Origin of the sequence: Plantactinospora sp. WMMB334 (genome assembly GCF_049179095.1) — a bacterium.
Lineage (GTDB): Bacteria > Actinomycetota > Actinomycetes > Mycobacteriales > Micromonosporaceae > Plantactinospora.
The window spans coordinates 7,877,032-7,901,468 of sequence record NZ_JBMHME010000002.1; the positions used below are offsets into that span (position 1 = coordinate 7,877,032).

General features: G+C 72.8%; 25 protein-coding genes. 16 read left to right on the forward strand and 9 right to left on the reverse strand.

Annotated features, from left to right (window positions below; translation table 11 throughout):
• Positions 1-10 precede the first annotated feature (10 nt).
• Entirely contained in the window at positions 11-1,027 is a 1,017-nt protein-coding gene (locus ACN27G_RS34195) for a LacI family DNA-binding transcriptional regulator (protein WP_421496764.1), read from the reverse strand.
• A 110-nt stretch (positions 1,028-1,137) separates the two neighbouring features.
• Positions 1,138-1,905, reverse strand: coding sequence for a maleylpyruvate isomerase family mycothiol-dependent enzyme (locus tag ACN27G_RS34200; RefSeq protein WP_421496765.1), 768 nt, complete (start codon positions 1,903-1,905; stop codon positions 1,138-1,140).
• Positions 1,906-1,970: 65 nt separating this feature from the next.
• Between ACN27G_RS34200 and ACN27G_RS34205 the strand changes: the two genes are divergently transcribed.
• Entirely contained in the window at positions 1,971-3,059 is a 1,089-nt protein-coding gene (locus ACN27G_RS34205; protein ID WP_421496766.1) for a UDP-N-acetylmuramate dehydrogenase, read from the forward strand.
• Here ACN27G_RS34205 and ACN27G_RS34210 read toward each other — a convergent pair.
• Together ACN27G_RS34210 and ACN27G_RS34215 are read right to left on the reverse strand one after the other, a co-directional pair.
• Entirely contained in the window at positions 3,043-3,951 is a 909-nt protein-coding gene (locus ACN27G_RS34210; RefSeq protein WP_421496767.1) for a class I SAM-dependent methyltransferase, read from the reverse strand. The genes ACN27G_RS34205 and ACN27G_RS34210 overlap by 17 nt on opposite strands.
• Before the next feature lie 5 nt (positions 3,952-3,956).
• Positions 3,957-4,736 (reverse strand): SDR family NAD(P)-dependent oxidoreductase, encoded by a 780-nt coding sequence (locus ACN27G_RS34215; protein WP_421496768.1) that lies wholly within the window; start codon positions 4,734-4,736, stop codon positions 3,957-3,959.
• Positions 4,737-4,920: 184 nt separating this feature from the next.
• Here ACN27G_RS34215 and mshA point away from each other — a divergent pair, with 184 nt between their 5' ends.
• Together mshA and ACN27G_RS34225 are read left to right on the forward strand one after the other, a co-directional pair.
• The gene (gene mshA / locus ACN27G_RS34220) at positions 4,921-6,294 is read left to right on the forward strand and encodes a D-inositol-3-phosphate glycosyltransferase (RefSeq protein WP_421496769.1); all 1,374 of its coding nucleotides are present in this window, start codon (positions 4,921-4,923) and stop codon (positions 6,292-6,294) included.
• A gap of 91 nt (positions 6,295-6,385) precedes the next feature.
• Entirely contained in the window at positions 6,386-6,910 is a 525-nt protein-coding gene (locus ACN27G_RS34225; RefSeq protein WP_421496770.1) for a YbjN domain-containing protein, read from the forward strand.
• A gap of 65 nt (positions 6,911-6,975) precedes the next feature.
• On the opposite strand, the gene ACN27G_RS34230 is transcribed toward ACN27G_RS34225, so the two are convergent.
• Entirely contained in the window at positions 6,976-7,791 is an 816-nt protein-coding gene (locus ACN27G_RS34230) for a hypothetical protein (RefSeq protein WP_421496771.1), read from the reverse strand.
• 145 nt (positions 7,792-7,936) lie between these two features.
• Between ACN27G_RS34230 and ACN27G_RS34235 the strand changes: the two genes are divergently transcribed.
• Positions 7,937-8,212: a hypothetical protein gene (locus tag ACN27G_RS34235; RefSeq protein ID WP_421496772.1), complete on the forward strand. Its 276-nt coding sequence runs from the start codon at positions 7,937-7,939 to the stop codon at positions 8,210-8,212.
• A gap of 432 nt (positions 8,213-8,644) precedes the next feature.
• On the forward strand, positions 8,645-8,779 hold the full coding sequence (locus ACN27G_RS34240; RefSeq protein ID WP_421496773.1) for a hypothetical protein: 135 nt from the start codon (positions 8,645-8,647) through the stop codon (positions 8,777-8,779).
• A gap of 125 nt (positions 8,780-8,904) precedes the next feature.
• Here the strand turns inward: ACN27G_RS34240 and ACN27G_RS34245 are convergent, their stop codons facing one another.
• Positions 8,905-10,200 (reverse strand): MDR family MFS transporter, encoded by a 1,296-nt coding sequence (locus tag ACN27G_RS34245; protein ID WP_421496774.1) that lies wholly within the window; start codon positions 10,198-10,200, stop codon positions 8,905-8,907.
• Between the two features lie 189 nt (positions 10,201-10,389).
• On the opposite strand from ACN27G_RS34245, the gene ACN27G_RS34250 reads away from it, so the two are divergent.
• A complete protein-coding gene (locus ACN27G_RS34250) occupies positions 10,390-11,154 on the forward strand; it encodes a phosphoglyceromutase (protein ID WP_421496775.1) in 765 nt (254 codons plus the stop codon).
• Between the two features lie 92 nt (positions 11,155-11,246).
• Here the strand turns inward: ACN27G_RS34250 and phoU are convergent, their stop codons facing one another.
• On the reverse strand, positions 11,247-11,894 hold the full coding sequence (phoU, locus tag ACN27G_RS34255; protein ID WP_421496776.1) for a phosphate signaling complex protein PhoU: 648 nt from the start codon (positions 11,892-11,894) through the stop codon (positions 11,247-11,249).
• 245 nt (positions 11,895-12,139) lie between these two features.
• Between phoU and ACN27G_RS34260 the strand changes: the two genes are divergently transcribed.
• Together ACN27G_RS34260 and ACN27G_RS34265 are read left to right on the forward strand one after the other, a co-directional pair.
• The gene (locus ACN27G_RS34260) at positions 12,140-13,447 is read left to right on the forward strand and encodes a sensor histidine kinase (RefSeq protein WP_421497577.1); all 1,308 of its coding nucleotides are present in this window, start codon (positions 12,140-12,142) and stop codon (positions 13,445-13,447) included.
• Between the two features lie 47 nt (positions 13,448-13,494).
• Entirely contained in the window at positions 13,495-14,178 is a 684-nt protein-coding gene (locus tag ACN27G_RS34265) for a response regulator (protein ID WP_421496777.1), read from the forward strand.
• Between the two features lie 20 nt (positions 14,179-14,198).
• Here the strand turns inward: ACN27G_RS34265 and ACN27G_RS34270 are convergent, their stop codons facing one another.
• Positions 14,199-15,092 carry a hypothetical protein gene (locus ACN27G_RS34270; RefSeq protein ID WP_421497578.1) on the reverse strand — a complete coding sequence of 298 codons (894 nt, stop codon included), beginning with the start codon at positions 15,090-15,092 and terminating at the stop codon, positions 14,199-14,201.
• 80 nt (positions 15,093-15,172) lie between these two features.
• Between ACN27G_RS34270 and ACN27G_RS34275 the strand changes: the two genes are divergently transcribed.
• Both ACN27G_RS34275 and ACN27G_RS34280 read left to right on the forward strand, forming a co-directional pair.
• On the forward strand, positions 15,173-16,138 hold the full coding sequence (locus ACN27G_RS34275) for a Ppx/GppA phosphatase family protein (protein ID WP_421496778.1): 966 nt from the start codon (positions 15,173-15,175) through the stop codon (positions 16,136-16,138).
• Between the two features lie 147 nt (positions 16,139-16,285).
• Positions 16,286-17,023, forward strand: coding sequence for a sugar phosphate isomerase/epimerase family protein (locus tag ACN27G_RS34280; protein ID WP_421497579.1), 738 nt, complete (start codon positions 16,286-16,288; stop codon positions 17,021-17,023).
• 142 nt (positions 17,024-17,165) lie between these two features.
• Here ACN27G_RS34280 and ACN27G_RS34285 read toward each other — a convergent pair whose 3' ends face one another.
• A complete protein-coding gene (locus ACN27G_RS34285) occupies positions 17,166-17,975 on the reverse strand; it encodes a permease-like cell division protein FtsX (protein WP_421496779.1) in 810 nt (269 codons plus the stop codon).
• Positions 17,976-18,094: 119 nt separating this feature from the next.
• Here ACN27G_RS34285 and ACN27G_RS34290 point away from each other — a divergent pair, with 119 nt between their 5' ends.
• The 6 genes from ACN27G_RS34290 to ACN27G_RS34315 all read left to right on the forward strand — a co-directional run bounded on the left by ACN27G_RS34290 (position 18,095) and on the right by ACN27G_RS34315 (position 24,400).
• Positions 18,095-18,958 carry a hypothetical protein gene (locus tag ACN27G_RS34290; protein ID WP_421496780.1) on the forward strand — a complete coding sequence of 288 codons (864 nt, stop codon included), beginning with the start codon at positions 18,095-18,097 and terminating at the stop codon, positions 18,956-18,958.
• On the forward strand, positions 18,955-20,175 hold the full coding sequence (locus ACN27G_RS34295) for a hypothetical protein (protein ID WP_421496781.1): 1,221 nt from the start codon (positions 18,955-18,957) through the stop codon (positions 20,173-20,175). Before ACN27G_RS34290 ends, ACN27G_RS34295 begins: the two co-directional genes overlap by 4 nt.
• A gap of 104 nt (positions 20,176-20,279) precedes the next feature.
• The gene (locus ACN27G_RS34300; protein WP_421496782.1) at positions 20,280-20,483 is read left to right on the forward strand and encodes a hypothetical protein; all 204 of its coding nucleotides are present in this window, start codon (positions 20,280-20,282) and stop codon (positions 20,481-20,483) included.
• Entirely contained in the window at positions 20,480-22,003 is a 1,524-nt protein-coding gene (locus tag ACN27G_RS34305) for a hypothetical protein (protein WP_421496783.1), read from the forward strand. The genes ACN27G_RS34300 and ACN27G_RS34305 overlap by 4 nt, the downstream gene beginning before the upstream one ends.
• Positions 22,000-23,040, forward strand: coding sequence for a virulence RhuM family protein (locus ACN27G_RS34310; protein WP_421496784.1), 1,041 nt, complete (start codon positions 22,000-22,002; stop codon positions 23,038-23,040). The genes ACN27G_RS34305 and ACN27G_RS34310 overlap by 4 nt, the downstream gene beginning before the upstream one ends.
• Entirely contained in the window at positions 23,027-24,400 is a 1,374-nt protein-coding gene (locus tag ACN27G_RS34315) for an AAA domain-containing protein (RefSeq protein ID WP_421496785.1), read from the forward strand. Before ACN27G_RS34310 ends, ACN27G_RS34315 begins: the two co-directional genes overlap by 14 nt.
• Positions 24,401-24,437: the final 37 nt, after the last annotated feature.

The window sequence follows — 24,437 nt, forward strand, 5'->3', positions numbered from 1 at the left end:
ACAGCACCCATCAGGCGGAGGCGCGGAGCACGAGTTCGGTCGGGAGCAGGACCGTCGGCTCGATCAGGTCGCCGGCGGTCAGCTGGAGGAGTTGGCGGGTCATCGTCCGGCCGAGATCCTGGATCGGCTGCCGCACCGTGCTCAGCGGCGGATCGGTGTAGCCGGCCAGTTCGATGTCGTCGAAGCCGATCACCGCCACGTCCTCCGGGACCCGGCGGCCCGCCTCGCGCAGCGTGCGGAGTGCGCCGTGCGCCATCAGGTCGGAGGCGACGAAGACCGCGTCCAGCCCCGGGTCCTGGGCCAGGAGCTGCCGCATCGCGACCGCCCCCGACTCGCGGGTGAAGTCGCCCACCGCCTCAACGGGCCGGTGCCCGGCGTCGTGCACCTCGGCACGGTAGCCGGCCAGCCGGTCGATCCCGGCCACCATGTCCTGCGGGCCGGCGATGGTGGCGATCCGCCGCCGGCCGGACTCCAGCAGGTGCCGGACCGCGCCGCGCACCCCGGCGACGTGGTCGACATCGACGTACGGTACGGGTACGCGTGACCGGCCCAGCGGGCGGCCGCTGCAGACCACCGGCAGTCCCGCCTCGGCGAGGATGCCGGGCAGCGGGTCCGCGCCGTGCAGCGAGGCGAAGAGCACGCCATCGACGTGCCCGCCCATCGCGTACCGCTCGACCCGCTCGTGGCTCGCCGCCGACTCGGCCAGGGTCAGCACAAGCTGCTTGCCGGCCGCCTCAAGCTCCCGGCTGACCCCGAGGATGATCCGGGGAAAGACCTGGTCGTCGGAGAAGACCCGGGTGGACGCCTCCGGCAGGACCAGCGCGACCGAGTCGGTCTGCTGGGTGACGAGGCTGCGCGCGGCGAGGTTGGGCACGTAGCCCAACTCCTGCACGGCCCGCCGGACCGCCTGTTGAATCGGCTCTGCGACCGTGGTCGAGCCGTTTACCACGCGGGACACGGTCGCCCGGGACACTCCGGCCCGTCTCGCCACCGCCTCCAGCGTGGGCCGCGCGCGGATCACCGCCATCTCCGCTCCTCAGCTCAGCTGCCGGGAAAATGGTTCCACGCCTGCCTGAAGGTCAACAACCCGCCGGCCGGGTGGCCGACAGGTCGGTCGCTTCGCCGGCAGGGCCCGGCCTATCGGCCGGCGCGCAGTCCTTCCAGCAGCGAGACGTCACCGGCCACGTCCAGGGCGTCGAAGCCGAGCCGACCCCAGAGGGCCAGCAACAGGTCGCTGGCCGTACCCGAGACCTGCGCCCGGGCGTGGTGGTCGTCGCCGTCCAGGAGCGTGTCGGTGTCCAGCAGGGCGACACCCTCACCACGCAGCCGCAGGTACCACTCCTGGCCGGCGTCCGACGCGATCAGATGGACGACACCGTGGAACGGCTGGTCGGAGCCGCGCCGGCCGGCCGGCAGCAGGGTGTCGAGCACCTCGCCGACGCCGTCCGCCGCGAGCTTGGCCTCGATCGGCTCCCCGGCGGCGACCGCCATCTGCGCGTCCCAGCGGTGCACCGCGGTCTCCTGCGCCATCCGGCGGTGCCAGAACCCGGCCTTCTTCGGCTGGGGTGCCCAGTTCCACGCCGGTGCCTCCGGGTCGACCCGCTCCAGCACGGTCATCAGCTGGTCGAACTCCGCACGCCACCACTCCACCGCCGCCGCGCCGGTGGGCAGGCCGTCCGGCACGGTGAGCGGCCCGGGCGGCGGCTCGGTGTCGCCCCGGCCGACGATGCTCCGGACCCGGGTGTAGACCGAGCCGAGATGGTGCACCAGATAGGTCAGGGTCCACCCGGGGCAGGACGGCACCGGGATGTCGAGCTGCGCCTCGGCGACGGTGGCGGCGAACGCCGGTCCCTCGGTGCGGAGTGCTCCCACCCAGAAGTCCTTCGTGCCGTGCAATCTGGTCATGACCATCCTCCCGTGCGACCGGACCCGCCACCGGCCGGGCCACCCCTCAGCCTAGGGTGAACGGTGTGCCGGACGTTAATGCCCGCCCGACAAGTGCCACCGACTCCGCCGATCCCGATCGGCTGGCCGGTTATACGACTCTGCGGCTCGGCGGGGCCCCCCGGCACCTGCTGACCGCGACCGGGACGGCGGAGATCCCGCAGCGGCTGCGCGAGGCGGAGTTGCGGGACGAGCCGGTCCTGGTGCTGGCCGGCGGCAGCAACGTGGTCGTCGCGGACGAGGGCTTTCCGGGTACGGTGCTGCTGGTCCGGTCCCGGGGTTTCGAGGTCGTGGCCGAGGAGGAGACGGCGGTGACCCTCCGGGTCGCGGCCGGCGAGCCGTGGGACGACCTGGTCGCCGCCACCGTCGAGGCCGGCTGGTCGGGGGTGGAGTGCCTCTCCGGGATCCCCGGTTCGGCCGGCGCCACCCCGATCCAGAACGTCGGGGCGTACGGGCAGGAGGTCGCCGAGACGGTCACCGGGGTCGAGGTCTACGACCGGTCGACCGGCGAGGTGACCCGGATGGGCGCGGCGGAATGCCGGTTCGGCTACCGGTCCAGCGTGTTCAAGTACCACGACCGGCGGATTGTGCTCACCGTCGACTTCCGGTTGCTCCGCTCGACACTCTCCACGCCGGTGCGCTACGCGGAGCTGGCCCGCGCGCTCGGGGTCGAGGTCGGTGACCGGGTGCCGCTGGGCGACGCCCGGGCGGCCGTACGCGCGCTGCGCGCCGGCAAGGGCATGGTGCTGGACCCGGCCGACCCGGACACCCGCTCGGTCGGCTCGTTCTTCACCAATCCGGTGCTGGACGCCGGGGCGTACCAGGCGCTGCGGGAGCGGGCCGCCGGGTTGGGCGAGCCGCCGTCCTGGCCGGGTGCGGGCGGCACGGCGAAGGTCAGCGCCGCCTGGCTGATCGACAAGGCCGGGTTTCCCAAGGGCTATCAGGCGGCCGGTGGTGTCGCCATCTCCTCGAAGCACACCCTGGCGCTGACCAACCGGGACGGCGGCTCGACGGATGCGCTGCTCGCGCTGGCGCGGGAGATCCGCGACGGGGTGCACGACCGGTTCGGGGCCACGCTGCACCCGGAGCCGGTCCTGGTCAACTGCGCGTTGTGAGCTGTCCGCCGGGCGGAGCCACCGCCGCCCAGGCCACGGTGACCTCGCCGAGTCGCCACCGGGCCGGCCGGTCCAGTACGGGCCAGCCGGCCGTGCGGACCCCCTCGACCGTACGCCGCCAGCGTTGCCGGGGCCCGAAGGTGGCGTACGGGGCCGCGTTCCGCCAGGCGTCGTCGAGCGCCCGGATCAGCGCGTGGATGCCGGTGCCCGGCACGTTGTGGTGGATCAGCGCCTTGGGCAGCCGCTCGGCCAGCGCCGCCGGGCTGTCGAGTGTGGAGAGCCGGGCGGCCAGGGTCAGCGACCGGGGGCCGGCCGGATCGACGAGCAGCCAGCCGGCCAGCCGGCCCAGCTCGTCGCAGGTCCCCTCGACCAGCAGCCCGCCGGGGTGCAGCGCCCCCGTCATCGCCCGCCAGGCCGGTCCGACCTCCGGTTCGGCGTACTGCCGTAGCACGTTGAACGCCCGGACCAGCACCGGACGCAGCCCGGCCAGTTCGAACCCGCCCCGGGCGAAGGTCAGCCCGGGCGGGTCGGCGCTGGGCGCGGCGGTGGCGACGCGTACCGGATCGATCTCCAGCCCGACGACCCGGACGTCCGGCCGGACGACGGCCAGCCGGGCCCGCAGCTCGACCACGGTGACCGGGCTGGCGCCGTAGCCGAGGTCGACCACCAGCGGATCGCGGGCGTCCCGGAGCAGGTCGCCGCAGGTCGCCGCGATCCAGTTGTCGACCCGGCGCAGCCGGTTGGGGTTGGTGGTGCCCCGGGTGACCTCCCCGGCCGGCCGGCCGGCCGGCGGTCGGTCGTCCCGCCGGCCCGGCCCGCCAACCGGTGCCGGGCTGCCCCGCCGGCCCGGCCCGTCGGTCGGCTGTGGGCCCGGCCCGTCGGTCGGCGCCATCCGGCTCACTCCCCGGCGTCGGTCCCGACCCGGTGCACCTTGTGCTGGGCCGCCTGGGCCAACGGGCGGACGACCAGCCGGTCCACGTTGACGTGCTGCGGCCGGGTGGCGCACCAGGCGACGCAGTCGGCCACGTCCTCGGCGACCAGCGGCTCGGCGACCCCGGCGTAGACCGACGCCGCCCGCTGCTCGTCGCCGCCGAACCGGACCAGGCCGAACTCCTCGGTCTTGACCATGCCTGGGTCGATCTCGACCACCCGGACCGGCCGGCCGCAGAGCTCCAGCCGCAGCGTCTCGGCGAGCGCGGTCTGGGCGTGCTTGGCCGCCGCGTAGCCGCCACCGCCCTCGTAGACGATCAGGCCGGCGGTGGAGCTGAGCACGACCACCGTGCCGGCGCCGGAGGACTCCAGCGCGGGCAGCAGGGCCTGGGTGACCCGGAGCGTGCCGAGCACGTTCACGTCGTACATCCACTGCCAGTCGGCGGCCGAGCCCGACTCGACCGGATCCAGCCCGCGCGCGCCACCGGCGTTGTTCACCAGCAGGGTGACCGGCCCGCCCAGCTTGCCGGCGGCGGCGGCCAGCGCCGCGACCGATTCGTCGGAAGTGACGTCACAGGCGCAGGCGGTGGCGGTGCCGCCGGTCGCGCGGATCCCGGCGACCAGGGCGTCGAGCCGGTCGGTGCGCCGGGCGGCGGCGAGCACGGCGAAACCCTCGGCGGCCAGCCGGCGGGCGGTGGCGGCGCCGATCCCGCTGGACGCACCCGTGACGATCGCGACAGGGGTCATCGGGACATTCTGGCCCAACCGGGCCCGGGGCCGCGGTCGGGGCCCGAATGAGGTCGGTCACCTCCTTGCCGGGCCGGACGATTGACGGTCGCACGATCGGGAAGATGACACGCAGCACGGTGGTTGCTCTGTGAGGTACCCCGGTGGTGCGGGACGGCGTGACACGTTGACAGAAGGAGCGGACGTGGCGGAACTGCACACCGGAGTCGCCCGGCAGCGAGGTACCCAGCCGTGGCCCGTGCCGCGGCGGATCGCCACCCTCTCCGTACACACCTCGCCGCTGCACCAACCCGGCACCGGTGACGCCGGTGGGATGAACGTCTACGTCGTCGAGGTCGCCCGGCGGCTGGCGGAGGCCGGTGTCGAGGTCGAGATCTTCACCCGGGCCACCGCCAGCGACCTGCCGCCGGTGGTCGAGATGGCCCCGGGTGTGCAGGTTCGGCACGTCACCTCCGGGCCGTTCGAGGGGCTGGCCAAGGAGGACCTGCCCGGCCAGCTCTGCGCCTTCACCGCCGGGGTGCTGCGGGCCGAGGCCGCCCGGCCGCCGGGCCACTACGACCTGATCCACTCGCACTACTGGCTCTCCGGCCAGGTGGGCTGGTTGGCCAAGGAGCGCTGGGGGGTGCCGCTGGTGCACACCGCGCACACCCTGGCCAAGGTGAAGAACGTCCGGCTCGCCGAGGGGGACCGGCCCGAGCCGAAGGCGCGGGTGATCGGCGAGGAGCAGGTGGTGGCCGAGGCCGACCGGCTGGTCGCCAACACGACGGTCGAGGCCCGGGACCTGATATCCCGGTACAGTGCGGATCCGGAGCGGGTCGAGGTGGTGCGTCCCGGCGTCGACCTGGACCGCTTCACACCGGCCCGGCTCGGCCGGGAAGAGGCGGCCCGGGCCGCCGCCCGGCGCCGGTTGGGACTGCCCGAGCGGGGTGCGATCGTGGCGTTCGTCGGCCGGATCCAGCCGTTGAAGGCGCCGGACGTCCTGCTGCACGCCTTCGCCGAGATGCGCATCCGGCAGCCGGAGATCGCACGGTCGCTGACCGTGGTGATCGCGGGCGGTCCGAGCGGCAGCGGGCTGGAGAAGCCGACATCGCTCATCGAACTCGCCGGCCGGCTCGGCGTCGCCGACGCGGTGCGGTTCCTGCCGCCGCAGACCGGTGAGGACCTGCCCGCGCTCTACCGGGCAGCCGACCTGGTCGCGGTGCCGTCGCACAACGAGTCGTTCGGCCTGGTCGCCCTGGAGGCGCAGGCCTGCGGTACGCCGGTGGTCGCCGCCGCGGTCGGTGGTCTGGTCACCGCCGTCCGGGACGGGGTCAGCGGGGTGCTCGTCGACGGTCACCATCCGCCCGACTGGGCGCGGGTGCTCGGCAGTCTGCTGGCGGCACCCCGTCGCCGGGCCGAACTGGCGCGGGGCGCGGTCGAGCACGCGCGCGCCTTCTCCTGGGCCTGCACCGCCGCCGGGCTGCTCGCGGTCTACCGTGAGGCGATGGCGGGACACCGGAACCGGCTCGCCGCCGAGCTGGCGGACGGGACGGCGACCCTGCCGCTGGCAGCCTGCTGAGCGCGCCGACGGGGCGGGCGAGGGCTCTGGCGGGACGGAGGCAAGGCGCTCCGACGGTGTGGGGCAGGCGCTTCGACGGGAGGGCGGACAGATGCGGTCTCGGGCGGAGATCGGTCGGCTGATCGAACGGGTCTGTGCCGACCGGGAGTTGGCCTGCGAACCCACCGGCGAGTACTCGTACGCCGTGACCCTGCCGGGCACACACAAGCTCAGGACGATCTGCAACCTGATCGTCGGGGAACACGCGCTGCGGGTCGAGGCGTTCGTGATGCGCCAGCCGGACGAGCGGCGTGAGGAACTCTTCACCTGGCTGTTGCAGCGCAACGCCCGGATGTACGGCGTGGCCTTCTCGGTCGACGCGGTCGGCGACGTCTACCTGACCGGCCGGGTCGGGCTGGCCGGGGTGACCGAGGAGGAGCTGGACCGGCTCTTCGGCTCCGTGCTGACCTACGCGGACGAGTCGTTCGACACCATGCTGGAGATCGGGTTCGGTACGGCGATCCGCCGGGAGTGGGAGTGGCGGGTCAAGCGGGGGGAGTCGTTGGCGAACCTTCAGGCGTTCGCGCACCTCTTCGAGCGTTCGGCGGTGGATAGCTCGGGTTTGGACCGCCCCTGACGGGTATGCCCCGGCGGCGGCACCGGGATGTGGCGATGGCCGCGCCGCCTGCCGAGGACAGACTGTCAGAGGGAGCGTGAGGATCTCATGGCCCAGCGAAACAGTCCCGGTCGCGGCGCGACCGCGACCGCGACGAAGCGCCGATCCAGCAGCACGGCCGACGTCAACGAGAGCAAGATCGGCTTGATGAAGGCCGAAGACATCCGGGGACAACTCAGGAAACGCGGCATCTCGGGCGTATCGGCGCTTCGTAAGCCGGAGCTCGTGAAGAGCCTGGTCCGGACGCTACGTGCGGAGAGCCGGGGTGGCCCGAGCGGCCGGAGGGCCACGGCGGCGCCGGCCAAGCGTGCGACCGCGAAGAAGGCGCCGGCCAAGCGTACGGGCGCGGCCAAGGCTCCGGCGCGTACGGTCGCGGCGACGAAGGCGCCGGCCCGGAAGACGGCCACCGCCCGGACGACCGGCCGGAAGTCGACCGGCGCGCGGAAGACGACCACGGCCCGGGCGACCGGGGCGAAGAAGGCGCCGGCCAGCAGGACGACCGCGAAGCGGGCACCGGCGGGCAAGGCGACGGCGAAGCGGGCACCGGCGGGCAAGGCGACGGCGAAGCGGGCACCGGCGGGCAAGGCGACCGCCGCCAGGAAGGCGACGGCGAAGAAGGCGACTGCCAGGAAGGCGGCTGCCAAGCGGCCTGTTGCCAGCGGTGCCCAGGTGCGGAAGACCACCGCGCGCAAGACGACCGCCGCGCAGAAGAACACCGCGCAGAAGAACACCGCGCAGAAGAACACCGCGCAGAAGAACACCGCGCAGAAGAACACCGCGCAGAAGAACACCGCGCAGAAGACCGCGGCTCGGAAGAGGACCACGGCCGCCCGGCCGAGCACCGGTACCCGGTCGAGCGCGGCGGCCGGCCGGACGACGACCGGGTCCAGGTCCGCCCCGGCCAACGGCGGGCAGTCCAGGTCGCTGAAGTACGCCCAGCCGATCTCCTCGACGCAGGACGCGCCGGAGCGTCCGGGGCGGAGCCTGGTGACCCGGGAGCACGACGTGATCCGGCGCTGGGCGGAAGCCCGAAACGCCCAACCGGCAACGATCGAGGGCACCGAACGCGAGGGCCGGCTCGGCGTACTGACGTTTGACTTCCCCGGTTGGCGGGAAGGCGGACGACTGAAGCCGGTGAGCTGGGACGAGTGGTTCCACACCTTCGACCTACGACAACTGAATTTCATTTACCAGGAGCAGCTTTCCGACGGCCGGCAGAGCAACTTCTTCCGGACCGAATCGCCGATGCGGGAGGACGGCTGAGTTCCGGTTGCGCGAGTCGGGAATGCATCTGCCGTACAGCGCTGTTGCACCAACAAGGCGCCGGAAATCGATCGCTCTTGGATGTGATGGGCGAGACAGAGACACCGGCTTGTGCCGGTCATACGGCGACAACTAACGTTAATGCACGCGCCACGCTCGGTTGAGTTCGGGGGAACGCCAGATCGCGCAGATCTGTGCATCGGGTGGTGGCGCTGGGGGACGGGTGGCAGTTGAAGCCGTTGGGGGACGGCGCCGCCACCTGTAACCGGCGGCGTGTGCGGGCGACGTTTACGGGGGTGAGCGTCGCCCGCCGCCGCCGGTCCACTTGACGCGGTCCCGGCTCGGGAGAGCCAGGACCGCAGCCGTCTTCAGCGGGCCGCGCCGCCGGTCCCGGTTGGCACCGCAGTCGGCCCGACCGCGACGACGTCGCCGTTGGTCGGCACGCCGATTTCTCGCCGGGTGGAAGGAAATTTCCCGGGCGACATCCAGATCCGGATCGTCCATCAACTGGAAGTGGACACGCCGTCGGAGGAGTTGCCGGAATTCTGCCACTCCGCGACCGGCTGACCGGTTCGGACCCGGTCGCCGGGCCGCCGCGGCGACCAGGTCGATGGCGTACGCCTGCCAGTAGGGCGCGTACGTCGTGGCCGGGCACCCTGCTCGTCGGACTGGTCAACGCCGACCGTACGTACTTACGTGATAGCTGCCAGCCTCGGTCGTGGCCCGGGATGCGCGGCCTGCTCGGCGTCGACCTCGGCGGTACGCAGCTGCCGGGCCCGCCGTTCCCGCATCGGCCCGGAGAGCAGGTGGGCGACGGCCACGATCCCGGCGAGCGCCGCACAGCCGAGCCAGAGCGCCGCGTCGCCGACCTGCTCCCGGACGAAGCCGCCGGTGACCGGGGCGGCGAAGGTCGCCACCGACCAGGAGAGCGAGAAGAGCCCCTGGTAGCGACCGCGCAGCGTGGCCGGCGACAGCTCCGCGATCAGGGTGGAGTTGGAGGGCGAGCTGAGCATCTCGCCGAGGGTCCAGATCACCACGGTGAGCGCGTAGAACCAGGCGGCGTCCGCGAACGCGGTCAGCCCGAACCCGACCCCCACGACCAGCGCGGCCAGGGCCAGCACCCGGGACCGGCTCCGTCCCCGGATCAGTCGCGGTACGAAGAGCTGCCCGGCCACGATCAGCACCCCGTTGACCGCGATCACCGACCCGTACGTCGACGGCGAGAGCCCGTCCTCGCCCATCGCGATCGGCAGCATCGAGACGTGCTGCATGAAGACCAGCGCGAGCAGGATGTTCAGCGCCACGAAGCCGACGAAGACCCGGTCGGTCAACGCGCTGCCCAACCCGCCCCGGTGCGGGGCGGCGCCGAGCGGCCCGGAGGTGCGCTGCTCGGCGCGGACCCGGCGGGTCTCGCCCACCCTGGCGAAGATGATCGCCGCGGTGGCGAGCGTCGTCGCCGCGTCGACGACGAAGAGCAGCAGGTAGCTCGCCTCGGCGGCCAGCCCGGCGAGGATGGCGGCCGAGGCGAAGCCGAGGTTGATCGCCCAGTAGTTGAGGGTGAAGGCACGCAGCCGGTCCCGCTCCGGCACGACGTCGACCATCATCGCGCCAAACGCCGGCCGGGCCGCCTCGGCGAACATGCCGAGCAGCAGCGCGCCGAGCCCGACCAGCCAGAGGTCCCTGGCGAACGCGAGCGCCAGCATCATGGCCGCGGCGCCCAGGTGCGCGGTGAGCAGGGTGGGGCGTCGGCCCCACCGGTCGGCCAGGATCCCACCGGTGAGGGTGCCGGCCGCACCGCCGGCGCCCCAGGCCCCGAGCACCAGGCCGGTCTGGAATTCGGAGAAGCCCCGCTCGACGGTGAGGTAGATGGCGAGGAAGACGAGGACGAACGAACCGAGACGGTTGATCAGGGTGCCTGCCCAGAGATACCAGAAGGTCCGGGGTAAGCCGCCGGTGGTGTCCTGGAACCAGCTCCGGACCGTCCGCATCCACGCCCCCGTACGGTAATGACCAATTGTCCTTGACAAGCCTTACGACGCTAGTGCTGGCGGTCCGGCCGGGTCATCCGGTTTTCCACGTGTCGGTCGTCACCCTGGGTCGCCCGGTGCCCGCCCTTCCGGTCCGGCAGGATGAGTGCCATGACTGTGAGCACGAGTACTGCGCCGGAGGGAGCCCCGGTGGCTGGCGAGGGAGCCACGGTGGGCACGTTGGTGCTGCTCCGGCATGGCGAGAGCGACTGGAACGCCAAGAACCTCTTCACCGGCTGGGTCGACGTCGACCTCACGGCCAAGGGTGAGGGTGAGGCGCGGCGCGGCGGCGAGCTGCTGCGCGAGCACAACCTGCTGCCCGACGTGATGCACACCAGCGTGCTGCGCCGGGCGATCCGCACCGGCGAGCTGGCCCTGCACGCCGCCGACCGGCACTGGATCGCGGTACGCCGGTCGTGGCGGCTCAACGAGCGGCACTACGGCGCCCTGCAGGGCAAGGACAAGAAGCAGACGCTGGCCGAGTTCGGCGAGGAGCAGTTCATGCTCTGGCGCCGGTCGTACGACACCCCGCCGCCGCCGATCGCGGACGGTGACGAGTGGTCCCAGGCCGGCGATCCGCGCTACGCCCTGCTGCCGCCGGAGCTGATGCCGAGGACGGAGTGCCTGAAGGACGTCGTCAACCGGATGCTGCCGTACTGGTTCGACTCGATCGTCCCCGACATCATGGCCGGCCGGACGGTGCTGGTCGCCGCGCACGGCAACTCGCTGCGGGCACTGGTCAAGCACCTGGACGACATCTCGGACGAGGCGATCGCCAAGCTGAACATCCCGACCGGGATCCCGCTCCGCTACGACCTCGACCGCAGCATGCGACCGCTGGTGGCCGGCGGGGCGTACCTGGACCCGGAGGCGGCCAGGGAGGCGGCTGCCGCCGTCGCCAACCAGGGCCGCTGAGCGCTGCCCAAGGTGTTAGGAAGGGCCCCCGCTACAACAGAAAACGATAAGCGGGGGCCCTTCCTTACATGCCTTACATGCCTTCCTTGCACCTAGGCGTCGTGGGGTTCGCCGGTGACGAGGTAGACGACGTGCCGGCCGGCGTTGACGGCGTGGTCGGCGTACCGCTCGTAGAAGCGGCCGAGCAGGGTCGCGTCGATAGCCGTCTCGACCCCGTACGGCCAGTCGTCGGCGAGCAGCACCGCGAAGAGCTGCCGGTGCAGCTCGTCCATGGCGTCGTCGACCTGGTCCAGCTCGGCCGCGGCGTTGGCGTCGGGCTTGGAGAGGACGCTCGCGATCTTGTCGGCGATCCGGTCCGCCACCTCGGCCATCGCGCTGAAGGTCCCGCGCAGCTCGGCCGGTACGGCGGGCGACGGGTGCCGGCGTACCGCCGTCTTGGCCACGTGGTCGGCGAGGTCGCCCATCCGCTCCAGGTCGGCGGCGACGTGCAGTGCGGTGATCAGCGAGCGCAGGTCGGAGGCGACCGGGGCCTGCCGGGCCAGCAGGTCGCTGACCCGCTCCTCGACCTGCCGGTAGAGGGAGTCGATCTCCGCGTCCCGTTCGATCACGACTTCGGCGGCCGCCCGGTCGGCGGTGAGCAGCGCCCGGGTGGCCTGGCGCATGGCGACCCGGATCGCCTCGGCCATGTCCACCAGCAACTGGCTCACGATGTTCAGGTCGATCCGGAATTCCTCGCGCATGATCACGTCCTGCTGGGAGTGGGGAGTTTTCGCCGTCCGTGGTGGCTTCGCCCACGCACGGTGCTACACGTATCGGTCCGGACCACGGTAGGGGGATCCGGCTGCGGCCGGGTGAACATCGGTGAACGGAACTGGGACGGAGGGTGAACATTCTCGGATGCGAGCGTGATTCGCCCGGTTTTGCCTGGTCGACAGGTTAACGATGACCATACGATCGCCGCGTGGAATGGGGGGTGGTCGCGGCCGTGCTCGTCGGGCTCGGCCTCGGCCTGGCCCTCGGTCCACTCCGCCATCGGGTCGCCGGATGGTTCTCGGCCGGCACCACCGCACCCGGACGAGGCGGGACACCGGGATCCGGGCCGGGCGGGACACTGGGCTCCGGACGAGGCGGGACCCGCGGCAACAGGAGGCCGGCGATAGCAACCGACGAGCAGGCCGGCGGGCTGCCCGGACTCGGCCGCAAGACCCTCGACTCCCTCCGGGTGGGGGTGGTCGTCCTCGACGGCCACGACGTGCCGGTCCTGGTGAACCCGGCCGCCCGGGCGATGGGACTGCTCCGGGTCGGCGCCACCCCGGGGACCGTGGCCGCGCATCCGCTGATCCGTACCCTGGCCGGCCAGGTCCGGCGCACCGGGGTACGCCGCGAGGTCGAGCTGGACCTGCCCCGGGGGCGCGACGGCGGGATGTCCGACCCGCTGGGCGTGCATTTGCGGGCGATGGGGCTCGGCGCCGGTTACGTCGCGGTCGAGGCGGCCGACGTGACCGAGTCGCACCGGGTCGCCCGGGTGCGCCGGGACTTCGTCGCCAACGTCAGCCACGAGCTGAAGACCCCGATCGGGGCGCTGCAGCTGCTCGCCGAGGCGCTACTGGACGCCACCGACCAGACCACCGGAAACGGCACGCTGGACCCGTCGGAGGACATGGCGGCGGCCCGCCGGTTCGCCGAGCGGATCCAGCACGAGTCCACCCGGCTCGGCAAGCTCGTCAACGAGCTGCTCGAACTCACCCGGTTGCAGGGCGCCGAGCCGCTGCCCGCGCCGGAACCGGTCGCGCTGGACTGGGTCACCGCCGAGGTGGTCGACCGGACCCGCACCGCCGCCACCGCCCGGGAGATCACCGTCACGGTGGAGGGCGACCGTGACCTGACCGTCTACGGCAGCGACAGCCAGATCGCCACCGCGGTCAGCAACCTGGTGGAGAACGCGATCGCGTACTCGGGCGAGCGGACCAGGGTGACGGTGGCGCTGCGGCGTACGGAGGAGCACATCGAGATCGCCGTCACCGACCAGGGGATCGGGATCGCCCCCGACGACGTGGGCCGGATCTTCGAGCGCTTCTACCGGGCGGACCAGGCCCGGTCGCGGCAGACCGGCGGGACCGGGCTGGGCCTGGCGATCGTGAAGCACATCGCCACCAACCATGGCGGACGGGTCGAGGTGTCCAGCACCCTGGGAGGTGGCTCGACGTTCACCCTCCGGCTACCCGCGCACCCGCCGGACGCCTTCCTGCCGTCAGCACCGCAAGTTGAGATCGAGACCGGTTCGCTCGGATAGCTTCCGCTCGGACAGTTCGAGCCGGACCGACAGAGAAAGGAAAGTCCGTGGCCCGCGTACTCGTGGTCGAGGATGAGGAGTCGTTCTCCGACGCCCTCTCCTATCTGCTGCGCAAGGAAGGATTCGAGGTCTCGACCGCGGAGACCGGCACGGCCGCGTTGACCGAGTTCGACCGCACCGGCGCCGACATCGTGCTGCTCGACCTGATGCTGCCCGAGATGTCCGGTACCGAGGTCTGCCGGCAGCTCCGCCAGCGCTCCCAGGTGCCGATCATCATGGTCACCGCCCGGGACAGCGAGATCGACAAGGTGGTCGGGCTGGAGATCGGCGCCGACGACTACGTGACCAAGCCGTACTCGCCGCGCGAGCTGGTCGCCCGGGTCCGGGCGGTCCTGCGGCGGCGCGGCAACGAGACGGTCGAGCCGGGCACCCCGACGCTGACCGCCGGCCCGGTCCGGATGGACATCGAGCGGCACGTGGTCACCGTCGACGGCGCCCCGGTGCAGCTTCCGCTCAAGGAGTTCGAGCTGCTGGAGCTGCTGCTCCGCAACGCCGGCCGGGTGCTCACCCGGGGGCAGTTGATCGACCGGGTCTGGGGCGCGGACTACGTCGGCGACACCAAGACCCTCGACGTGCACGTGAAGCGGCTGCGCTCGAAGGTCGAGCCGGAGCCCTCCGCGCCGCGCTTCATCGTCACCGTCCGGGGCCTGGGCTACAAGTTCGAGCCGTAGACCGCGCCGGGCCACTCGGGCTATCGGCCGCGCGGGCGGCGTTGCGGTGCCGGGCGGCGGCCGGCGTCGGCGGCCTTCGGGCTGGCCGGCTCCCGGCCACCCTCCGCCGGGCGGTCCAGCACCGGGTCGGCACCGGCGGTCGCCGGGTGCGGCGCCACCAGGCCGCGCCGCTCCCGCTCGCCGCAGAGTTCGGCCAGTTTCGCGTACGCCGGCTTGCCGATCAGCGCGGTCAACTCGGGCTCGTAGGAGAGGTACATCGGCTCGGTGCCGACGTGCGCCTCCGGTGACGAGGTGCACCACCAGTCGAGGTCGTGCCCGCCCGCGCCCCAGCCCCGCCGGTCGAACTCGCCCAACGTGCTGACCAGCACCTTCGTCCCGTCCGGCCGCTTCACCCAGTCCTGGTCCCGGCGCACCGGCAGTTGCCAGCAGACGTCCGGCTTGTATTCCAGCGGGTGGACGCCGTCGCGCAGCGCCTGGGCGTGCAGGGCGCAGCCGCCGCCGCCCGGGAAGTCGGCGTCGTTGAGGAAGACGCACGGCGCCTCCTCGCCCCGGGTCGCCGTACGCCGGGCCGGGGTCTCGCCGTCGACCGAGTCGAGTTCGGTGTAGTTCTTGAAGCCCCGCCGGTAGTGCTGCCAGGTCTGCGGGGTGAGTCGCTTGACCGCCGTTCGGACCCGTTTCTCGTCGTCGGCGTCGGTGAAGAACGCGCCGTGCGAGCAGCAGCCGTCGGCGGAGCGCCCGGCGATGATGCCGTGGCAGGTCTGCCCGAAGACGCAGGTCCAGCGGGAGAGCAGCCAGGTCAGGTCGGCCCGGATGACGTGTTCCGGGTCGGCCGGGTCGGCGAACTCGATCCACTCCCGGGGGAAGTCGAGCGGGACCTCCCGGCTGCGGGGGTCGGCGGGATCGTCCACCAGGATCCGGAGCTGGTTGCGCGCTGCTGCCACCCGGTCAGCCTACGCCCGCTATCCGCCCCGGACCTGCGTCTAGTGTCTTTCCCATGCGGCTCGGCGTGCTTGATGTCGGTTCCAACACCGTGCACCTTCTGGTCGTGGACGCCCACCACGGCGCGCATCCCTGGCCGGCGCACTCCGAGAAGGCGGTGATCCGGCTCGCCGAGCAGATCGGCCGGGACGGTGAGCTGACGGTGGCCGCCGCGGACGCGCTGGTCGCGGCGGTGAACGAGGCGAAGATGGCGGCGGCCCGGCTGACCGCCGACGACCTGCTGGCCTTCGCGACCTCCGCCGTCCGGGACGCCACGAACGCGCCGGAGGTGCTGGCCCGGGTCCGGGCCGAGACCGGGGTACGCCTCCAGGTGCTCCCCGGCGCCGACGAGGCCCGGATGACCTTCCTCGCCGTACGCCGGTGGTTCGGCTGGTCGGCCGGGCGGCTGCTGGTGCTCGACATCGGCGGCGGCTCGCTGGAGCTGGCGGCCGGGATCGACGAGGAACCCGAGTTCGCCCAGTCGCTGCCGCTCGGCGCCGGCCGGCTGACCCGGGACTGGCTGGAGCTGGGTCCGGACAGCGCGCGCACCCCGTCGGCGGCGGCGGTGGCGAAGCTGGAGGCGTACGTCGAGGAGACGCTGGACACGGTCGTCGACGACACCGCCGAGATCGGCTGGGACCGGGCCGCCGCCACCAGCAAGACCTTCCGGACCCTGGCCCGGCTGGCCGGCGCGGCACCCTCGTCGGCCGGACTCTGGGCCCCGCGCCGCCTCTCCCTGACCGGGCTGCGGCAGGTGATCGGCTTCATCCGGCACATCCCGCCGAGCGAGCTCGCCGAGCTCGAAGGGGTCAGCGCCCGCCGGGCCCACCAACTGCTGGCCGGCGCGATCGTGGCGGAGGCGGCGATGCGCCGGCTCGGCGTACGCGAACTGGACATCTGCCCGTGGGCGCTCCGGGAGGGGGTCATCCTGCGCCGGCTCGATCTCCTGGAGCCGGCGGTCGGGCTACGAGAGCCGGTCTGACCTGCGGATATATCCGTCGGTCGGGCGCTGTGCCCGGTCCGCCAACGGGTGCGGCGCGGCGGGTGGGGCTACGCTGAGGTCGTGACCACCCGCGTGTTGCTGTCAAGTTCCTCGGTCTTTCCCGAGCCGACCGCGGCCGCCTTCCAGATGGCGGCGGCGCTCGGCTACGACGGTGTCGAGGTGATGGTCTGGACGGACGCGGTGAGCCAGGACGCCGGAGCGCTGCGCGGCCTGGCCCGGCACTACGGCGTACCGGTGCTCTCGGTGCACTCGCCGTGCCTGCTCGTCACCCAGCGGGTCTGGAGCTCCGACCCGTGGGAGCGGCTGCGCCGCTCGGCGGTGCTGGCCGAGGAGCTGGCGGCGCCGACCGTGGTGGTGCACCCGCCCTTCACCTGGCAGCGGGACTACGCCCGCACGTTCGTCGACGGGTTGGGGCGGATCGGCGACGACCATCCGGGGGTCCGGTTCGCGGTGGAGAACATGTATCCGGTCCGGATGGCCGGCCGGGAGTTCGTCCCCTACATGCCGGGTTGGAACCCGACCGAGACCGGTTACCCCGCCTACACCCTGGACCTGTCGCACTGCGCCGCCTCGCACAGCGACGCGATCGAGATGGCCGACAAGATGGGGGCCGGGCTGGCGCACGTACACCTCGGGGACGGCACCGGCGAGGGCCGGGACGAGCACCTGGTGCCCGGCCGGGGCACCCAGCCCTGCGCCGAGCTGCTCGCCTCGCTCGCCGGCCGGGGCTTCACCGGCTCGGTCGCGGTGGAGGTCTCCACCCGGCGGGCCCGCAGCCGCGCCGACCGGGAGAGCGACCTGCGCGAGGCGCTGGAGTTCGCCCGCCAGCACCTGGCCGCACCCACCCCGGTCGACGCCCGCTGACACCGTCCGCGACCGGACGTGTCGGGGTGGCGGGTTAGCCTCGGCGCGTGGTGACCGTATCCGACGTGCGGGCACTGGCCCGGACGCTGCGTTTCTGGCCCGGCAGCGGCTGGGGAGCTGACCCGGGGCGGCGGGGTGCGGGTCATCCGGGCATCTTCGGCGGCAGCACCACCCTGGTGACGCCGGGCAACCGGCAGAGCTCGGCGTCGAGGTCGGAGTCGGCGACCCGGTTCGCGGCGGCCCGGTCGGCCAGCTCCACCAGGTAGGAATCGCTCTGCTTCGCCGGCAGCACCGGTGCGGGCGATCCGCTGCCGTCGCTCTCCGGGGTGGCTCCGGGCTCGTCCCGGGGATCCAGCTTCACCGTGACCACGTCCGGCAGCGCCCTCAGCCGCGCCTCGATCGCCTGCCGCTCCGACTCGGTGATCGTCCTGGACAGATAGACCCAGATTTCGCGCCAGTCGCCGTGGGTCGGCACCGGCTTCAGGCTTCCCCAGGCACAGTCGTCGGCGGTCGGGGCCGCCCGGGGCGGGGTCGGCGGCGGCCCGTCCTCCGGATAGGACACGTCCTCGACGCCGGGCATCGCGCGCAGCTCGTCGAGGAGCGGACCGTCGACGGTACGGTCGAAGGCCGCCCGGTCGCGCAGGGTCAGCAGGAAGGACTCGGGCAGGATCTCCGGGCTCACGCTGTCGAGCAGTTCCGGGTCGTCCCTGGCCAGCTCCTTGAAGCGCGCGTACGCCTGCTCCCGGTCCTGGAAGGTGACCTCCGCCGCGTCCGGCACGCCGCGCAGCCGCTCCTCCACCGCCCGCTTCTGCTCCGGAGTCGCGTCGTGGCTGAGAAAGACGCTGATAGGGCCGTTCGGCCGGTTCACCCGTTCGGCCGGGGCCGGCCGGCAGCCGGCCAGCCCGGCGGCGAGCAGTGTCGCCAGGACCAGGGTCATCGCCGCTCTGCGCACGGTTGGGCACTGTAGCTGAGGGCAGCAACGCGGCGCCGCCCGGTTCCCGGCAGCCCGGTTCCCGCGTGTCGGGTTGCGGGTGTTTGCTGGAAAAGAGTGGAACTCATACTCTGCGACCCGTGCCGGAGCCGGTGGATCTCCTCGAACGCCGGATCGACGCCCTGCGGGCCGAGATCCGGCGGGCGGTGGCGGCCGGGGACACCGCCCGGACCCGGGGCCTGCGGGCGGAGCTGCGCGCCGCCGAGCGCGCCTGGGAGCAGGCCATCACCGATCTCGCGGCCGGGGTGGGCGGCGGGGCGGCGCCACCGGTGCCGGCCCGTGGGTCGTCGCTGCCGGTGCGGGGGTCGTTGGTGCCGGTACGTGAGCAGGTGCACCACGCGCTGACCCTGCTCTCCGTGCCGGCCGCACCGAGGCTGATCGCCGAGGTGCACGCGGCGTTCTTCGGCGTGACAGCCTTCGGCGCGACGGCGACCGGCCTGGCCGCGAACCGGCTCACCCACCTGCGGCGGGACGAGAAGCGCTCGTTCGCGGCCGCGCCGCACTCCCGGCCGTACCATCTCTGCGCCGCTCTGACCGCCGCGCACCTGGCGCCGGCGCGCGGCCTGATCGCGGTCTCGACCTGGCCGCTGGAGCGGCGGATCGTCGGCCCGCTCAGCGCCCGGGTCGACTTCCTGACGGCGGCGGTCCGGGTGGCGCAGCGGGCCGGCACGGTGCCGGAGGGCAGTGACGCGGTCAACCGGCTGCTGTGGCGGTTCGCCACCAATATCCCGGGTGCGACCGGTCCGCCCGGAACGATGTGTGATCGACATGACACAGTGGATCTCCAGCTGGTGATCCGGGCGGCCGAGGCCGAGTGCGCGGTGCACGCCGACGCCGACCGGGCACACCGGACGGCGGCGGCCGACCGGGCCCGCCGGCACCTCGACGAGGTGCGACAGCTCTTCGGCAACACGCTCCAGACGCTCGGAGGGAAGACGGCATGACGACCACGGGCACGAGCACGGGCACGGACAGGGATGTCGGGGTTGCCGAGCGGCTGGCGACGATCCGGGGCGGGGTCGGGCCGAAGCGGCACAACGCCCGCACCATCGCCGCGCTGACCCGCAACCCCGGCTGCGCGCGGCGGGCGGTGCTGGACACCGCCGGGGTGGACAAGCAGCGGCTGGCGGCGTACGTCGACTTCCCGGCCCGGTTCGGGCAGTCGCAGTTCGCCCTCGCCCGGGGCAACGCGTTCGAGGCGCTGGTGTTGGCGAGCGGCGCCGCCGAGCTGGTGCGGCTGCTGCGGGAACGGCTCGGGCTGCCGATCCCCGAGGTGGCGTACGACGACCTGGCGACGGTGACCGGGCGGGAGAAGGACACCCCCGAGGTCCGGTACGCCCGTTCCCGTGCCCAGCTGCTGCGGGCCGCCGCCGGGGGCGACGACGCCGGCACGCTCTTCGACCATCCGCTGCTGGCGCTGGAGGTGGCCGGGCAGCGGGTCTATCTCGAACCGGATGTGATCGCGTTCCGGCACGAGGGGCGGTTCCACGTCGTCGAGATCAAGTCGTTCGCGGTGGTGGACGGGCAGGCCGACCCGGCCAAGGTCTCGGCGGCGGCGATCCAGGCCGCCGTCTACGTGCTGGCGATGCGCGAGATGCTGGCCGGGGCGGGGCACGATCCGGAGCTCGTCGCCCATGACGTGGTCCTGGTCTGCCCGCGCGACTTCTCCAACCGGCCGACGGCGGTGCTGGTCGACGTACGCCGGCAGTTGGCCGTGTTGCGGCGGCAGCTGCGCCGGATGACGAGGGTGGAGGCGATGCTCGCCGCCCTGCCGCCGGAGCTGACCTTCGACCTGGCGCCCGACGCCGCAGGGGTGCCGACCCGGTCACCGGAGTCGCTTGTCGACGCGTTGCAGGCGATCGATGCCCGCTATGCCCCCGACTGCCTCTCGGTCTGCGAGCTGGCCTACTTCTGCCGGGTGGAGGCGCGGGGTCGCACCGCCGCGCTCGGCACCTCGGCCCGGGAGGAGCTGGGCGGGATCGACCGGGTCGAGACCGCGCTCGGGCTGGCCAGGGGCGAGCTGACCCCGGCCGAGGAGCAGGCGGAGGCGGCGGCGCTGCTCCGGAACGCCGCCCGGCTCCGCGCCGAGCTGCTGCCGACGGCGGTGGCCGGGGCGGCTGAAGCGGCCGGGGCGGCCGGGGCAGCCGGGGCGGCGGGATGACGCCGCTTGCTGTTCCCGCCGGATCGCACTACCTCCGGCGGAGACTGTCGAGCTGGGTGCACAGACGGGGCGGCCGGCCCGGTGCGGGTGGCCGGAGGGGCACGGTGACGGCGACGGCCACGGTGGCGGTCGCGGTAGTGGCCACGGTGGCGGTCACGGTCGCGGTGGCGGTAGTGGCCACGGTGGCGGTCGCGGTCGCCGTACCGGTGGCGGTCGCGGTGGCGGTAGTGGCCACGGTGGCGGTCGCCGTGGCGGTGGCGGTGGCGGTGGTGGTCGCCGTGGTGGTGACGGTCGTGGTGGTGGGGTGAGTACCCTGACCGCGCTGGCTCGGGCCGAGGCCGTGGCGGCCGGGCGGGCCCAGCGGATCACGACCGTCCGCCACCTGCACGTCGCGGACCGGCCGCTGGTGCTCATCCCGCTGAGCATGGCCGGTGAGGCGAACGCGCCGCTGGCTGCGCTGGTCGGCGACGACGTGGCCGCGCCGAGGCTGCTGCTGGTGCCGCAGCCGCGCAACCGTGACCAGCGGTTCGGCTTCGCCGCCGAGCTGGCCGAGGTGCTGCTGCCCTATCTGGACAGTTTCCGGGGCGTCGCGGAGCCGGTCGCCGTCAACCGGGGCCGGGAGGTCCGCTACCGGTACGCGGACGCGCCGCAGGTGCTGGTGCCGAACCCGGCAGGGATCGGCTTCGTCCGGATGTTCGGGCGGTCGACGCGGTTCCGGCGTACCGACGGGGACTATCCGGTGCGGCCGGACGTGCCGCTGCTCGGGCGGTGGCTGACCTTCCTGGCGGACCGGGCCGAGCATCCCGGCTCGGGGATGCTGCTGGCGATGACCGACGCGCTCGGGCTGCACTGGGCGACCGGGCAGTCGGCGCTGGAGGACGCCCATCTGGCGGCGCTGATGGCCTGGATCGACCCGCAGGAAGGGCTGACCGGCGCCGACGCGGCGACGATCGCCGAGGATCCGTTGCGCTGGCCGCCGGCCGGGCCGGTGACGGACCCGACCTTCGACAACGAGGTGCTGGCGCCGGCGACAGCAGGCTACGAGGAGGCGGCGGCGGGCGGTGACGAGGCGCGGCGGGAGCGGGCTCGGGGCGTACTCGAAGAAGCCGTGCGGTCGCAGCTCACGCCGACCTGGGAGCTGATGTGGCGGGGCGTTGCGCTGCTCCGGCAACTGCCGGTCGGGTCGCGGGTGGCCGGGCGCTGGGCCGAGGACCGGGACGTGTTCAGCACGTTCGCGCTCTATGTGGACGGTGGCGGGCATCCGCAGCCGCGCCGGGACGGTGCGGTGAACGCGGCGCACCGGCTGCACCGGCTGGAACGGGCGTCGCAGTCGTACGCCGTGCAGCGCGCCTACGACGACCCGCTGGTGATGGCCGATCACCGGCTGACCGGGGAAGCCTTCGTGGGTGAGGTGACGCTGGCCGACCCGCACCGGATCGACGACAGCGGGAAGCGGCGGGTGCTGCGACCCCGGATCCAGGTGACGACGGCGGATGTGGTGCTGGTGCCGGTGGGGGCGGTGCTGCACTCCCCGGGCCGGCCGGGGCAGCAGGCCCGGGTGGTCTTCGTGACCCCGGACGCGGCGGCCGGGCGGACGGACGTGGTACTGGAGCTGTCGGGTGGGCTGGGGCGGTCGCTGAGCCCGGCGCCGGGGAGCGTGCCGGAGGTGGGGGACCGGCTCTGCTACACGACGCTGTCGGACTCGTTCATGCCTCCGGGGGAGTTCCCGAGCCGGGACGAGACGCCGTGGACGCACGGCGGGCCGCCGAAGGCGTACGAGGAGCCGGCCGAGCCGAGCGCCGACGACGCTCGGGAGGAGTGGGCATGACAGAAGCGGCTGGCGAGATGATCGTCTACCGGACCGACGACGGCCGTACGGAGATCCAGCTACGCGCCGTCGACGGCACGGTCTGGCTCACCCAGGCGGAGATCGCCGCGCTCTTCGATACTCAGGTACCCAACATCAACAAGCACATCTCGGCTGTCCTGTCCGATGGGGAACAGGGCGAAGCAACCATTTCCGCTCAGGAAATAGTTCGCCAGGAAGGGTCCCGGCAGGTCAAGAGGACCGTACAGGTCTACAACCTGGACATGATTCTGTCCGTCGGGTATCGGGTCAGATCGGTCCGGGCGGTGCGGTTTCGGCAGTGGGCGACGACAGTATTGCGGGAGTACCTGGTCAAGGGCTTCGCGCTGAACGACGAACGGCTCAGGCAGCCCGGCGGCCACGACTACTTCGACGAACTGCTCGCCCGGATCCGGGACATCCGGGCCTCCGAAAAGCGCTTCTACCAGAAGGTACGGGATCTGTTCGCCCAGACCAGCGTGGACTACGACGGAACGAGCGAGTTGGCCCGGACCTTCTTCGCCACCATCCAGAACAAGCTGGTCTACGCGGTCACCGGCCGTACCGCCGCCGAGCTGATCGTGCTGCGGGCCGATCCGCATGCGCCGAACATGGGCCTGACCAGTTGGGCCGGCTCGACAGTACGCAAGACCGACGTGACGGTCTCGAAGAACTATCTGACGGCTGGTGAGATCGACGAACTGAACCGGCTGACCACGATGTTCCTCGACTTCGCGGAGGATCGGACGCGACGCCGTCAGCAGATCCGGATGGCCGAGTGGATCGTCCAGACCGACCGGTTCCTGGACTTCAACGAACGGCAGGTGTTGAGTCACGCCGGCCGGGTCTCGCAGAACGACATGCAGAAGATCGCTCACGAGCGTTTCGACGACTTCGACGACCAGCGTCGAGCCCGTGAGCGGGAGGAGGCCGACCGGGAAGCGGCCGAGGAGTTGGCGGCGCTGGAGGCCGAAGCCCGCCGGCTGAGTATCGACGGTGAGCGCGATGACCAGGAGTGATTCGCTGCTTCCCGGCGGCGGTGGGACCGGGCTGGAGTCTCCGGGCGAGGCGGCGCGGCGGGTGGTCGGCGAGGTGCTTGCCGACCTGCGCGAAGGGGACCACCGTGGGGTGGTGGTCGACTCGCCGCCCGGGGCCGGGAAGTCGACACTTGTGGTGCGGGCGGCCGGGGAGCTGGCCGAGGCGGGCGAGCCGCTGATCGTGGTCGCGCAGACCAACGAGCAGGTCGACGACCTGATCGACCGGTTGGCGCGGGCGAGGCCGGAACTGCCGATCGGGCGGCTCTCGGCCAGCGACTACACGGCGACGGACCGGATCAGGAACTATTCGACGGTCCGGGTCGCGGCGAAGGTCGCGGACCTGGGCGGGTCGTCCGTGATCATCGGTACGGCCGCCAAGTGGGCCCTGGTGCCGGAGGGTCGCTGGCCGTGGGCGATCGTGGACGAGGCGTACCAGATGCGCTCGGACGCGCTGCTCCGGGTGGCCGGGCGGTTCGACCGGGCGCTCTTCGTGGGTGATCCGGGGCAGTTGGATCCCTTCTCGACGGTGGAGACCGAGCGGTGGACCGGCCTGACCTGGGATCCGATGCAGTCGGCGGTGGCGGCGCTGCTGCGACACAACCCGGAGCTGCCGGTGCACCGGTTGCCGGTGTCGTGGCGGCTGCCGGCGTCGGCGGCGCCGGTGGTGGCCGAGGCGTTCTATCCGTTCACGGGCTTCTCGGCGGGTACGACCGCCGCGCAGCGGTCGCTGTCGTTCGCGGCGGCGGGGTTCGGCGGTGGGGCGGTGGACGAGGCGCTGGAGATGGCGGCGGTCACCGGCTGGGCGCTGTACGAGCTGCCGGCGCGGCACACGTTGCGGACGGACGGGGAAGCGGCGGCGGCCTGCGCGCGGCTGGCGTTGCGGGTGTTGGAGCGGGGTGCGGTGGCGGTGTCGGAGCGTTCTCCCGGGGGCGCGCCGGTGACCGCCGACCGGATCGCGGTCGGGGCGGCACACCGCGACCAGGTGGCGGCGATCCGTGCACATCTCGGGGCGGCCGGGGCGGGCATCACGGTCGACACGGCCAACCGGTTGCAGGGGCGCGAGTACGACGTGGTGATCGTGCTGCATCCGCTGTCGGGGCGGCGCGACGCGACCGCGTTCCATCTGGAGGCGGGGCGGTTGTGTGTGCTGGTGTCGCGGCACCGGCACGCGTGCGTGGTGGTGGCGAGGGCGGGGATCGCGGAGCTGCTGGACGCGCATCCGTCGACCGAGCCGGTGCACCTGAACGTACCGGTCAGGTTTCCGGACGGCTGGGAGGCGAATCAGGCCCTGCTGGGGCATGTCACAGACCACCGAGCAACCGCTCCACTGGTTTACGGCTGACCCGACTCGGCATACGTGGTACGTGCCGTGGAGCGCG